The 13,066-nt window shown below is 39.2% G+C and carries 14 protein-coding genes and 1 riboswitch; of the genes, 11 read left to right on the plus strand and 3 right to left on the minus strand.

From position 1 onward, the window contains the following. Positions 1 to 35: 35 nt before the first annotated feature. The 8 genes from D172_RS02880 to ung all read left to right on the plus strand — a co-directional run bounded on the left by D172_RS02880 (position 36) and on the right by ung (position 8,133). Positions 36 to 908 carry a LysR family transcriptional regulator gene (locus D172_RS02880; protein ID WP_007376489.1) on the plus strand — a complete coding sequence of 291 codons (873 nt, stop codon included), beginning with the start codon at positions 36 to 38 and terminating at the stop codon, positions 906 to 908. A 166-nt stretch (positions 909 to 1,074) separates the two neighbouring features. Next, the gene (locus D172_RS02885) at positions 1,075 to 2,007 is read left to right on the plus strand and encodes a porin (RefSeq protein ID WP_007376488.1); all 933 of its coding nucleotides are present in this window, start codon (positions 1,075 to 1,077) and stop codon (positions 2,005 to 2,007) included. 61 nt (positions 2,008 to 2,068) lie between these two features. Continuing rightward, positions 2,069 to 2,203, plus strand: a riboswitch (cobalamin riboswitch). A 511-nt stretch (positions 2,204 to 2,714) separates the two neighbouring features. Next, positions 2,715 to 3,527 (plus strand): ABC transporter ATP-binding protein, encoded by an 813-nt coding sequence (locus D172_RS02890; RefSeq protein ID WP_007376487.1) that lies wholly within the window; start codon positions 2,715 to 2,717, stop codon positions 3,525 to 3,527. A 1-nt stretch (position 3,528) separates the two neighbouring features. After that, positions 3,529 to 4,533 (plus strand): FecCD family ABC transporter permease, encoded by a 1,005-nt coding sequence (locus D172_RS02895; RefSeq protein ID WP_007376486.1) that lies wholly within the window; start codon positions 3,529 to 3,531, stop codon positions 4,531 to 4,533. 4 nt (positions 4,534 to 4,537) lie between these two features. Continuing rightward, positions 4,538 to 6,022 (plus strand): cobyric acid synthase, encoded by a 1,485-nt coding sequence (locus tag D172_RS02900; RefSeq protein WP_007376485.1) that lies wholly within the window; start codon positions 4,538 to 4,540, stop codon positions 6,020 to 6,022. Then, entirely contained in the window at positions 6,015 to 6,614 is a 600-nt protein-coding gene (cobO, locus tag D172_RS02905; RefSeq protein WP_007376484.1) for a cob(I)yrinic acid a,c-diamide adenosyltransferase, read from the plus strand. The genes D172_RS02900 and cobO overlap by 8 nt, the downstream gene beginning before the upstream one ends. Continuing rightward, complete coding sequence (locus D172_RS02910) at positions 6,614 to 7,474, plus strand: cobalamin-binding protein (RefSeq protein ID WP_007376483.1); 861 nt, start codon at positions 6,614 to 6,616, stop codon at positions 7,472 to 7,474. The genes cobO and D172_RS02910 overlap by 1 nt, the downstream gene beginning before the upstream one ends. Continuing rightward, positions 7,471 to 8,133, plus strand: coding sequence for a uracil-DNA glycosylase (gene ung / locus D172_RS02915; protein ID WP_007376482.1), 663 nt, complete (start codon positions 7,471 to 7,473; stop codon positions 8,131 to 8,133). Before D172_RS02910 ends, ung begins: the two co-directional genes overlap by 4 nt. An 87-nt stretch (positions 8,134 to 8,220) precedes the next feature. Here the strand turns inward: ung and D172_RS02920 are convergent, their stop codons facing one another. Both D172_RS02920 and tal read right to left on the minus strand, forming a co-directional pair. After that, positions 8,221 to 8,409, minus strand: a complete 189-nt coding sequence (locus tag D172_RS02920) for a DUF3545 family protein (protein WP_002961395.1) — start codon at positions 8,407 to 8,409, stop codon at positions 8,221 to 8,223. Positions 8,410 to 8,630: 221 nt separating this feature from the next. Continuing rightward, positions 8,631 to 9,581 (minus strand): transaldolase, encoded by a 951-nt coding sequence (tal, locus tag D172_RS02925; RefSeq protein ID WP_007376481.1) that lies wholly within the window; start codon positions 9,579 to 9,581, stop codon positions 8,631 to 8,633. Positions 9,582 to 9,806: 225 nt separating this feature from the next. Here tal and yaaA point away from each other — a divergent pair, with 225 nt between their 5' ends. From yaaA to D172_RS02940, 3 genes are all read left to right on the plus strand, one after another. Further along, positions 9,807 to 10,586: a peroxide stress protein YaaA gene (gene yaaA, locus D172_RS02930; RefSeq protein WP_007376480.1), complete on the plus strand. Its 780-nt coding sequence runs from the start codon at positions 9,807 to 9,809 to the stop codon at positions 10,584 to 10,586. A 124-nt stretch (positions 10,587 to 10,710) separates the two neighbouring features. Beyond that, on the plus strand, positions 10,711 to 11,667 hold the full coding sequence (locus D172_RS02935) for a mechanosensitive ion channel family protein (protein WP_007376479.1): 957 nt from the start codon (positions 10,711 to 10,713) through the stop codon (positions 11,665 to 11,667). A gap of 195 nt (positions 11,668 to 11,862) precedes the next feature. Then, a complete protein-coding gene (locus D172_RS02940) occupies positions 11,863 to 12,594 on the plus strand; it encodes a hypothetical protein (RefSeq protein ID WP_007376478.1) in 732 nt (243 codons plus the stop codon). A gap of 74 nt (positions 12,595 to 12,668) precedes the next feature. On the opposite strand, the gene D172_RS02945 is transcribed toward D172_RS02940, so the two are convergent. After that, on the minus strand, positions 12,669 to 12,989 hold the full coding sequence (locus tag D172_RS02945; protein WP_033015799.1) for a BON domain-containing protein: 321 nt from the start codon (positions 12,987 to 12,989) through the stop codon (positions 12,669 to 12,671). Between the last annotated feature and the right edge of the window lie 77 nt (positions 12,990 to 13,066).

The following is a 13,066-nucleotide window of genomic DNA, read 5'->3' on the forward strand; positions in this document are numbered from 1 at the left end:
ATTAAACAAGTTATTTTTATCGTGAGGATAAAAAATTGGATATAGATTTATTAAAAACATTTGTTGAAGTTGTGCGTACACGTCACTTTGGTAAAGCGGCCGAAAACCTTTATATCACCCAATCTGCGGTGAGCTTTAGGATTCGTCAGTTAGAGCAGGGACTTGGGGTTAATTTATTTATACGCCAGCGTAATAATATTCAACTTACAGCGCCGGGTGAGCGTTTGTTGCCACATGCTCAAATGATTATTACGGGTATGCAACGCGCCAAAGTAGATGTTGCGCTTGCCGATAATATGCATAAGCAAATTAGCTTAGCAGGAACGCCTAATATTTGGGATGCTTTTTTACAGTTTGGTATAACAAATATTGTATCGGCGATGCCGGGCGTGTCATTAGTCGCAGAAGTTAAAGCACAACAAGAAAGCACTCGGTTGCTATTAGAGCGAACTCTCGATTTAGCCATTTTATTTGATCCGCCTAAAGTAGATGAATTAGTAGTAGAGCGAATTTGTGAACTGCCTATTATTCCAGTGAGTGGCTATGATACTGCAACTAACGAAAACTTTTTTGATAACCAATATGTATATGTTGATTGGGGAACAACTTTTTCACTTTGGCATGCGCGTCAGTTTACAGGTAAAACGCCGCCTTACTTCAGAACAAGTACTGGTCGTATAGCACTTGATTTAATATTACAGTGCGGCGGGAGTGCGTTTATTCCTCAAGTACTTGTAGAGCATCATTTAAATAAAGGTGATTTATTTCATGTTAAAGATGTAAAAAATACGTCACGAGATGTATTTATTGCCTATCATAGAGATAATGAACAGAAAGAATTAATAGAAACGTTGGTAAATTTGTTATCACAAATGACACCTAGCTTGACGTTGGAGCCTAGTTTATAGGTACAAATGAGTTGCTGAGTATCGATGTTATTTTGATTTCATATTTAATGCACTTTTATTAATTTAAAATTACATAAATATTTCGATTGTAATATTTCTGTAATTTTACAGTGACAAACTGCTGCTGTTTTAAAATTAGTCTTTTGTGATTATCCAAGGAAATAACATGAAATTTGTAAAATCGAGCTTATGTTTAGCGCTATTAAGTGGCTTATCTTTTAATGCTCTTGCTGATGTAGACGTGTACGGCAAAGCGAATGTAACTATTCAATCATCTGATGACGGTGAAGGGTCGTTCACTGAAATTAAAAGTAATAATTCTCGCTTTGGTCTTAAAGGTTCTGAAAAGATAACAGAGGGCTTAGAGGCTGTTTATAAATTTGAGTTTCAAGTTGACGTGTCTGATGCGGACTCAAAGGGTGATAATGATGACAATATTTCTGCGCGTAACCAATATATAGGGTTAAAAGGTGCATTTGGCCAAGTTGTTGTTGGTCGACACGATACTGCACTTAAGTTATCTCAAGGTAAAGTTGATTTATTTAGCGACCTTGAAGGCGATATTAAAAGTATATTTAAAGGCGAAAATCGTTTAGGTGATTCTGTTACTTATTCATCAAATACTTACGAAGATTTTAGAGTACTTGCTACTTTTATTGCAGAAGATGATGAAGATGCAAAAAATGGCTATTCACTAGGACTTACTTATGGCGATTCTTCACTTAAAAAGAGTAAAGTATATGCATCAATTGGTGTTGATAGTGAAGTAAATGGCTACGATGTAGTTCGTGCAACTGTTCAAGGTAAAATTAATGATTTTAAAGTAGGCGCAATGTACCAAACACAAGAAAAAGTAGACGGCAGCGCAGAGGCTGACGGGTACTTATTAAGTGCAGCTTACATAATGGGAAACAATACATTTAAAGTGCAATACCAAACTATGGATTTTGACGACAGCGATGATAAGTCAGCAATCTCAGTAGGTGTTGATCACAAGTTAAATAAAAATATTAAAGTATTTGGTTTTTACTCGGGCTTCGACATGGACAACAACGTTGACCAAGATTACTTAGGCTTAGGTATGGAATACAAGTTTTAACTATTCGCTAAATTAGTTAAAACACTCCCTTTTTAACCGCACTCTTTTGAGTGCGGTTTTTTTTGCTTTAAATTATTTACTTAGCCGCCCATAATAGAGCTTAATTTGGAATGAGGTGCGAGCCCTCGACTGTTCCCGCAACTGTAATTAGCGCAAAGCTTTAAGTCAGATACAAATGGTATAGTACCAATTTTATTAAAAACATGATCTTTTTAGTGAATTAAATAACTTACTAACTTCGTTAAAAATTATTCATATAGAACAACTATATGTCATAATTTCCGCCTTGTTATTAAGCTGTTTATTTGTCGCTATAATAAATCACTAATTTAATGCAATTGGTATGAATTCTTTTAACGAGCGGGTTTACTCATTTTTCTTGTAGTGCATTAGTATTTTTATCGCATTTTTGGTGAGTTTAACCTAGGGTCTGTCGAACTTTGCGGATTAAAATTTGTTCAAACTAGGGGCTATTTAATCGCGGCGCGAGGTTTGTAACCTAGTGGGCTAAGTAAAAACCGAGCAACAAAGAGTAAATAGCCCCTAGGAAGAACCCTTTGGGCAGCGCCTGTTTGGCATTAATGCTACGTTATCGCCCATTTATGGGGAATAACCACACTACATAGGCTCTGCCTTGCCTAAATACCAAACAGACTGTTGCAAATTTAACCTTGAAAGATCAACAGACCCTAGCCTAGGACTGACTATTGCACACTCAAACGCCATTAAATACACCATTACTAAACGTTAAAAACGTATCGTGGGGTATTGGCAATAAAACGATTCTCAAAAAAATAGACCTTAAAATAACTACAGGTAAATTTGTTGGTTTGATTGGCCCCAATGGCGCTGGTAAATCGAGCTTATTGCGTTGTTTATATCGTTTTAGTAAACCCAGTGATGGCGTTGTAGAATTTAACAACACCGATATTTGGCAATTAAAAAGCGATGAGTACGCAAAAAAAGTAGCGGTTGTTTTACAAGAAACTCCGTCGCAATTTAACTTAAGTGTATTTGACGTTATTGCGCTTGGGCTAACGCCTCATAAATCGCTATTTAGCTCAGTAACTAACATTGATAAACAAAAAATCACCCAAGCTATCAACACTGTAGGGTTGGCAGATCATAGCGAACAAAGCTTTGAGTCACTTTCGGGTGGTGAAAAGCAACGTGCCTTGATAGCCCGTGCGATAGTCCAGCAACCTCAGCTGTTAATAATGGACGAGCCAACCAGCCATTTAGATGTTAAATACCAAATACAAGTTATGGAGCTGGCTAAATCGCTCGGTGTAACTGTATTTGCATCGTTTCATGATTTAAACCTAGCCTCTGCAATGTGTGATGAACTGCTCGTTATTAAAAATGGTGAAATTACACATACAGGCACGCCAAGTGAGGTATTAACCGAAAACATGCTAGGCGACGTTTTTGGTGTATGCGCCCAAGTAAATAACCATCCGCAAATATCGAAGTCGGGAAATAGCATCCCTCATATCACTTACTTTTATGGTTACGAATAATATGCGTGCAGTTAATACTCGTCACTCACTTGCACTATGTATAAGTATTGCAGCTGCTTTATTTAGCTTATTTGCAGCACTTAGTTTTGGCGCCGCAGAAACCTCGCTTCAAGACGTACTTAATAGTTTTTTACTCTCAAATGATGCGTCTTTTAATACGCGTATTATTTTTGAACTAAGAATGCCACGTACGTTACTCGCCTTTTTAGCAGGCTCAGGTTTAGCAATTGCGGGACTTATTTTACAAACGGTAACGCGCAACCCTTTAGCCGATCCTTACTTATTTGGTATATCGTCGGGTGCCTCATTTGGCGTGGTGTTACTTATGGCATTTGCCGGTATTAGCGCAGGCTTTATGCTATCGGCAGCGGCACTGCTGGGTAGCTTACTCGCTATGAGTTTATTAATATTGATTGCAGGCAGGCAGCAAAGTACACAGGTAGAGTCAATGTTATTAGCTGGCGTTGCTCTGTCGTTTTTATTTAGTGCATTTACCAGTTTGTTGCTTTATTGGAGCGACCCTCAGGCGGTAGCCGCTATCCTATTTTGGACACTGGGCAGCTTTGCACGTGCGCAGTGGGCAACGCTTTGGTTGCCTTTGTTGGTAATTACATTATGTACGTTTGTAATGCTGAGCTTTAGAAGGCAGCTCAATGCGATGTTACTGGGCGATGAAAGCGCAATTACATTAGGTGTTAGAGTCCAGCGCTTTAGAATACTTATGCTGGTTTTAAGCTCATTAATTACCGCTGTGCTGGTGGCTATGTGTGGTGGTATTGGGTTTGTAGGATTAATGGTGCCGCATATTGTGCGCTTTTTTATCTCCCAAGGCACTATCGCGGGGTTGCTAGTAACCAGCTTAGTAGGCGGTACATTTATGGTGTGGGTTGATGTACTTTCGCGCTCATTGCTAAAAAACCAAGAGTTACCTGTAGGTGTTATAACCGCTGCTATTGGTAGCGTGTTCTTTTTAAGCTTATTGTTTTTTAGAAAGCGAAAGGTGTAACTCAATGAAAACCTTAATGGTGCAAGGCACTACATCTGATGCTGGTAAAAGTACTTTAGTTGCAGCCCTTTGCAGAGCGTTTGCTAAGCGAGGGGTAAAGGTTGCGCCTTTTAAACCACAAAATATGGCACTTAATAGCGCAGTAACAAAAGATGGTGGCGAAATTGGTCGTGCGCAAGCTTTGCAAGCAATAGCAGCTAAAGTAGAGCCCGAAATAGACTTTAACCCTATATTACTTAAACCTAATAGCGACACGGGCGCACAAGTGATTATTCACGGAAAAGCCATTAGCAATATGGAAGCGGGCAAATATCACGACTATAAAAAAGTGGCGATGGATGCAGTAATTACCTCACATAACCGCTTAGCTAAACGCTTTGAATTACTCCTTGTTGAAGGAGCGGGTAGCCCTGCTGAAATAAACCTGCGTGAAAACGATATTGCCAATATGGGTTACGCCGAAGAGGTAGATTGCCCTGTCATTATTATTGCCGATATAGATAAAGGCGGTGTGTTTGCACATTTGGTAGGTACGCTTGCGTTGTTAAGCGAGTCAGAACAGGCGCGCGTAAAGGGCTTTGTTATAAACCGCTTTAGGGGCGATTTGAGTTTACTACAAGGCGGGCTTGATTGGCTTGAAGAATACACAAACAAACCCGTACTTGGCGTATTACCTTATTTGCATGACCTCGCGCTTGATGCTGAGGACGCCGTCGCAATTGATAATAACGTAACCAACGCCACAATTAATATTGCGGTGCTGCTTGTGCCACACATTAGTAACCACACCGATTTTGATGCACTGCGTTTGCACCCAAACATTAATATAAATTATGTGCGCCATACGCAAACGATCCCAGACGTTGATCTGATCATTCTCCCAGGCAGTAAAAACGTGCTGGGCGATTTAAGTTTTTTGAAAAATGAAGGCTGGGACACTCAAATTAAACGCCACTTACGCTATGGTGGTAAAGTACTTGGTATTTGTGGCGGCATGCAAATGCTGGGCAATACGCTCAACGATCCCGAGGGTATTGAATCATCATTAAAGCAAGTAAATGGGCTTGCTCTGTGCGATTTTGAAACCACGCTAACGGCACAAAAAGTATTAACTAAAATAACCGCTACACTGCTTTTAAATAACCAATCAACACCCTGTAGTGGCTACGAAATACATGCAGGGATTAGCCAAGGTGCAGCGCTTAATAAGCCATTTTTAACCTTTGATGAAAGCCATCCACATGGTTTTACGTTTGATGGCTTTATTAGCGATGATAACGCCATTGCAGGCACTTATTTACATGGTTTATTTGATGAGGCCGATGCTACATCGCAAATTTTAAAATGGGTAAAACCAAGCGCCTCAATTAACCCAATTAGTATTGCCACTCATCGCGAGCAGCAGTTAGAACGATTAGCAACCATGTGCGAAACGCATTTAAATATACAGCAAATTATCTCGATTTATGAAGGGCACAATAATGACTGAACAAAATAACGATAAGCACAAGCAGCGCCAACAAAAAGTAAAAGAACAAGTGGATGCACGTGTTGCGGCAGCGCAAGATGTAAAAGGTATTTTTCAGGTAATCACCGGTAACGGTAAAGGTAAATCAACCTCAGGCTTTGGCGTTGTAGCACGCTGCGTAGGGCATGGAAAAAAAGCAGCCGTTTGCCAATATATTAAAGGTACGTGGGAATGTGGCGAGCGTAATTTATTACAAGGTGCAGGCGTTGAGTTTGTTGTAATGAACACCGGTTTTACTTGGGATACGCAAAATAAAGAAGCCGATACCGCAGCCGCGCAGGCAACATGGCAAGAGTCAAAACGTATGCTTGCTGATAGCAGTATTGATTTAGTATTACTCGATGAGCTTACGTATATGGTGACATACGGCTACGTAGATTTAGATGAAGTAGTAACAGCGCTTAATAACCGCCCGCCAATGCAGTCAGTTATTATTACAGGGCGTGCAGCACACCGCACTTTAACCGACCTTGCCGATACAGTAAGTGAAGTGCGTAATGTAAAACATGCATTCGACTCAGGTATAAAAGCGCTAGAAGGGTTTGATTACTAATGCTTAAAGTGTTTTTTATTGGGCTACTGCTTTTTAGTGTATCGGGCAGTGCACTTGCAGAGCAGACCAAGGATTCTAAAAAGCTGCGCATAATTGCGCTTGCACCGCACATTGTCGAAAACCTATTTGCCATAGGGGCGGGCGATAATATTGTGGGCACGGTTGATTACGCCGACTACCCAGGTGAAGCCCAAAGTATTGAGCGCATAGGGGGTTATTACGGCATCTCGCTTGAAAAAGTATTGGCGCTTAAACCCGACTTAGTTATTGCGTGGAAAAGCGGAAATCAAAGCGAAGATTTAGCCCAAATAGAGCGTTTAGGTATAAAAGTATATTTGAGTAATCCCACCACAATCGCTGGTGTAGCCGACGAGTTACTTACTTTTGGTGAATTTACAGGGAATATTGAGCAAAGCCAGCAAGCGGCAAATGCATTTACGCAAAAACTAAACGGTATAGTTAAAAGCCAGCAAGATAAAAAAAATATAACCGGATTTTATCAGTTATGGGCTGAGCCCATGATGACAGTAAGTAAAAATACATGGATAAGCCAACTGATTGAAACATGCCATGTAAGTAATGTATTTGCACAAAGCACCACAGATTACCCGCAAATTAGTATCGAAAATGTTATTGTTACTAAGCCGCAAGTTATTATTATCCCTGATGAAAAATCAAAAACGCCACAGCCGGTTGTTAATTGGCAAAAGTGGCCAGAAGTACCCGCTGTTAAAAATGATCAATTTATTAGCGTAAATGCCGATTTATTACATCGTTTTACTGTGCGCATGCTAGATGGACTTGCGGATATGTGTGATAAAATAGACGTATCACGTAAACAGATTAAGAGTACACAATGAGCAATTGGGCTACATTTTTAGAAAGTGAATTACAGCAACCTTACATGCAGCAAACGTTAGAGTATGTGGCTAATCGCCGCAATGAAGGTATTGCTGTTTACCCGCCTGAAGCTCAAGTTTTTAGTGCTTTTGATGCCACCGCACTTAATGACATACGCGTTGTAATTTTAGGACAAGACCCATACCACGGAGAAGGGCAAGCGCATGGCTTGTGTTTTTCGGTATTGCCTGATGTAAAAAAGCTGCCGCCGTCGCTTAAAAATATGTACAAAGAGTTAGCTACCGATATCAGCGATTTTATTATTCCTGAGCATGGTTACCTGCAAAGCTGGGCAGATCAGGGCGTGTTTTTACTCAATACAGTATTGACCGTTGAACAAGGGCAAGCGCATTCACATAAGCATTTAGGATGGGAGCAATTTACCGATAATGTAATAGCGCATATTAATAAGCACTGCGAAGGTGTGGTATTTATTTTATGGGGTGCACATGCACAAAAAAAAGGGAAAGGCATAGATAGTGCACGCCATCATGTTTTAAAAGGGCCACACCCATCGCCGCTTTCGGCGCATAGAGGCTTTTTTGGCTGTCAGCATTTCTCAAAAACGAATGAGCTATTGCGAGCCCAAAAAGATAAGCCAATTAACTGGCAAATCTAATTTATTCCAAAGAACTCAAATTGTTTAAACCATTAAAAAAGGCTTCCAGATTCTGGAAGCCTTTTTGTTTAGTTGGGGCGTATTGAATTAAAAATCGAGCTCATCAATTGCAATACTGTCTGTAAAATAATCTAGTTCTTGTAGTTCTTTGCGTAGGCGCTGTTTGTCTTTTATTGCTTCTATTTCACGCCACTTCCTTTTTTTATTCTTTTGAGAGGTTTTTCTAGTTGTATCAGGACCTTCTAATATCTCTAATATATCGTTTAGGCTATCCATGAATTTCTCCTATTGATTTATGACCTCAAGAATACCTATACCACAGGCCTAGCTAAAATAGAACAAAAAAGTGACAGTTATGTTACGTAAGTGTGATTAATTGATGAAGGTTTATACGAGGATTATATGAAGTCGATATGAAGATTATATAGAGGGGTAGCGTATTTTAGGCATAAAAAAACGCCGCTATTGCGACGTTTTTAAAACACGATTATAGCAAATTACATTGCTTTAAAGCGCGCCTCTAGTTGTTCTTGTGCATCAGCAAAAGAGCGAATACCTTCAGCTAGTTTTTCAGTAGCCATAGCATCTTGGTTATGTAACCAACGGAACTGTGCTTCTGTTAATGGCTCTGGTTTTGGCTCTTGTGGAACATCGCTTTCAAGCAAATATTCTTGTGCGCCTTCAAGGTTGCCTAAATCTTCTAAAAGATTAGGGCTAATAGTTAGCTTGTCACAACCTGTAAGTGCAATAATTTCGCCTGTGTTACGGAAACTTGCACCCATCACAACTGTTTTGTAGTCATGGCGTTTGTAAAATTCAAAAATGCTGCGTACAGACTGAACACCTGGATCTTGTAGCGGATCGGTTGGTTTTTCCATACCGTTAGCAACGTGCCAATCTAAAATACGGCCAACAAATGGCGAAATTAGAAATACGTTTGCATCGGCACACGCGCGGGCTTGGGCATCGCTAAATAATAAAGTAAGGTTACATTTAGTCCCTTCTTTTTCTAGCTGCTCAGCGGCTTTAATACCTTCCCACGTAGACGCTACTTTAATTAAAATTTTGTCTTTGCTTACACCTTCTTTTTCGTAAAGGCTAAGTAGGGTATGTGCTTTATCAATCGTAGCTTGCGTATTAAACGAAAGGCGTGCATCTACTTCAGTAGAAATATAACCAGGTACAATAGCGCTAATTTCTTTACCTAGTAATACGGCAAAGTAATCGCATGCTAGTTCAAGTTGTTTAGCAGGCTCTTGCTCGGTTTCTTTTGCGTAGCTCCAAGCTTTATCTAGGTAAGGCTTATATGCTTCAATCTCGCTCGCTTTTAATAAAAGCGACGGGTTTGTAGTTGCATCTTCTGGTTGATGCTTTTTAATAGCTTCAATATCACCAGTGTCGGCTACGATAGATGAATGTTGTTTTAGCCTTTGTAGAGCTGAAGTCATTTGCTTTCCTCATTCCAAGCAAGTTAAAAGAAAAATCTAATCACTCTTAATATATACAATCCATACTGCAACAGTGTGACAATGCTTGATAGGTCTTATGTCCTGATCAATAAAAAAACGGTAATGCATGGGTTATTAAGAGAGGATTTATTTAAACAAAACGTGCTTTTCGTTTCATTTAATGTTGAAATTGACACTAAATAAATTACAAGTCAATAGCTAACTATGATCACTGTTATTTCACCTGCAAAAAATCTTGATTACGAAACGCCACCCGCAACAGACAAGTTCACTCAGCCTGAATTACTAGAGCACAGCGAAGAGCTCATGAAAGTATGCCGTGAACTAACACCAGCGCAAATTGGCAGTTTAATGAAAATTAGCGATAAGCTATCTGGGCTTAACGCTGCACGCTTTAGCGAGTGGGCGCAGCCGTTCACACAAAGTAATGCTAAACAAGCCGCACTTGCCTTTAATGGCGATGTATACGGCGGTTTAGATGCAAGCACGCTTAAAGCTAGCGAGCTTGATTACGCACAAAACCATTTACGTATACTTTCTGGCTTATACGGCTTATTAAAACCACTTGATTTAATGCAAGCTTACCGTCTTGAAATGGGCACCAAGCTTGAAAACTCGCGTGGCAAAAACTTATACGAGTTTTGGGGCAGCGTAATAGCGAACAAACTAAACGAAGTATTAAAAGCACAAGACGCGCAATACTTAGTTAACCTTGCTTCAAACGAATACTTTAAAGCGGTAGATAAAAAAGCATTAAATGCACAAATTATTACCCCACACTTTAAAGACTGTAAAAACGGTCAATACAAGGTAATTAGCTTTTACGCTAAAAAAGCACGCGGTATGATGGCGCGCTACATTATCGAAAATAAAGTAACGCAATTAAGCCAACTTAAAGAGTTTACTGTGGCGGGTTATTACTTTAGCCCTGAGGCAACAGTTAAAGAGCTTGAGCCTGTATTTATGCGCGACGAACAAAATTAAACTGAGCGTAAACTTAATTAAATAGTTAAAAAGCCATGCACCGCATGGCTTTTTTGATGTTGGCGTTATATTTGCAACCTCATCTAATATTAATGAGAACACTAACTAAATAGGTGCAAATAAAATGATCAGCATTCCGTCAGTTGGCGAAGCCGAAAAACTAATAGAAGAAAAGCTCGGAGGGTGGTTTGATGTTGTAATAAGCCATATCCCTAATTTTATAGTGGCAATTGTAATTGCCATAGTATTTTCAATATTGGCGCGCTTTGCTGGCAAGCTGATGAAAAACGTGTTGCGCCGCTCTCTCGACTCAACGCAAATTGCCGATTTAATGGCGTCAATATTCAAAGTTATTGTGTTGTGCATAGGTTTATTTATAGCGCTCGATTTTGTTGGCCTAAAAGGCACCGTCACTTCGCTACTTGCTGGTGCGGGTATTGTGGGTTTGGCCATTGGTTTTGCGTTTCAAGACATGACCGAAAACCTAATTGCTGGTATAGCAATGGGTGTACGCAAGCCATTTAAAACAGGTGATGTAATAGAAACCGATGATGTGTTTGGTTCGGTGCATTCTATAAACCTACGTAACACGCTAATAGAGAGCTTTTACGGGCAACTAATACTTGTACCAAACAAAGTCTTATTTAGAAATGTACTAAAAAATTACACCACGCTAGGTATAAGACGTATAGAAGTACCCGTAGGTATTTCGTATGGCGACGACATAGAAAAAGCAAAAGACGTTATAGTCGATAAAATTAACGAATTTGACTTTGTAATACGTAAAGACGAAACCGCTGTATATGCTGAAGGTTTTGGCGACAGCAGCATTAACTTACTGGTGTGGTTTTGGATTAAATACCCAGGCGAGCCTGACTTTATGACGGTACGCCACAAAGGGGTTGTTGCCGTTAAGCAGGCACTCGACGAAGCTGATATTAGTATTCCTTTCCCAATTCGTACGCTCGACTTTGGCATTAAGGGCGGTGAGAAACTCGATGCCATGATAAGCGATAAAATAAGCCCGCAGTCATCAACTAAAAATAGTAGCGACGGTGCTGACTCTAGCCAAAGTGAGTAATTTAGTTAAAACACATTAGCCAAAAGCATTGGGAAATAGTTACTTACCAACAGCGCATTTTTACAGAGTAAAATTGCGCTTTTTAGTACATGCTTTTAATAATTATTAAGCCTGAACAGGGTAAGCCAAATTTAATCGGTTTTTGTTTATTATGATAACCGTGTTATTTGCCATAACTGATAATGTGATTACAATATGACCATTATTAATTTAAATAGTTTATCAATGCGTAAAGTAGCATTACTACAGTTCATAACCCTTACTTTATTAAGCTTCATGCTTGGGTGTACATCAATAAGTAATAAGCAGAGTACGAGTGAAAAACATAATTTTAAGTATGGTTTGAGCTATAAATTAAATGTAGATGACAATACTGCTGAAATACTTTTTCTTAATAAGAACGATGCCCCTATAAACGCACTTACCCTACCAAATAAAACGGTATACATTGCAAAAGAGCAGTTACGAGAATTTTGCAGATCGGATGGTATTTTATGCGCTAGGGAAAAGTCTGAAAGTAACTTTGTTAGTTGGTCTCCCGATGGTGAGTTTTTAGCCGTTTTTGCAGGTGACACCCAAGGTTTTTGGTTTTTACCAACAATTGAAATAACCAAGTCTGCATTTAATGAAAGTCATATACTCAAGGTTGGACTTCATCAAACAACTAACCAGTTTAATATCGGTTTGTTTCATCAAACCGGTGGATGGTTGAATAACGAACAATATATTTTTTCAGCTGGTTTGAGTGGCAATAATTTTATTTATAAGTTCAACACAAAAACAAAGGAGCTTAAGGGTTTTCCTTTTGAGCTAAATGAAGATTCTACAGTGAGCAATTTCGAAGAAGTATTTGTTGATAGTTATTCTTCGCAAAAAAGTAGTTTTAAAATAAGTGATGTGACTAAACAATTAAAAATATTAAAATAAAAAAGCGCAGCTTGTGTTGGAGTAACAAGCCGCGCTTACGAATTAGTTATATAAATAGGTTTATGTGGTACGTATTAAATAACGCTAATTTTATTACGAATGATTTTAACCCCATCCATATTTTCTAAAAACTTTTGAGCTAATGCGCGCTGAAAACCAGTTTGTGCTTCACCGTATAAATCTACTTCACCATTTTTTACCTGCACACGAATATCACTTAACGCTAAGTTAGGATTAGTTCGTAGGGTGTTGGTGATAGTTTGTTGTAGGTTAGGTTGAGTGGCTACACTGCTTACTACTGCCATGTTGGTTGCTGCACTTACCTTTGTAGCGCAAGCTAATAAAAATAAACAACAAAATGATACTAAAGCGATAGTTAACTTGAAGCGGTTCATAACTTAATCCTTACATTACGGTGAGTAGTGCAGCCACAAAATGGAAATTCCATCGGCTAGGTTATCTTTGTAGTTAC

Source organism: Pseudoalteromonas sp. Bsw20308 (genome assembly GCF_000310105.2).
GTDB lineage: Bacteria > Pseudomonadota > Gammaproteobacteria > Enterobacterales > Alteromonadaceae > Pseudoalteromonas > Pseudoalteromonas fuliginea.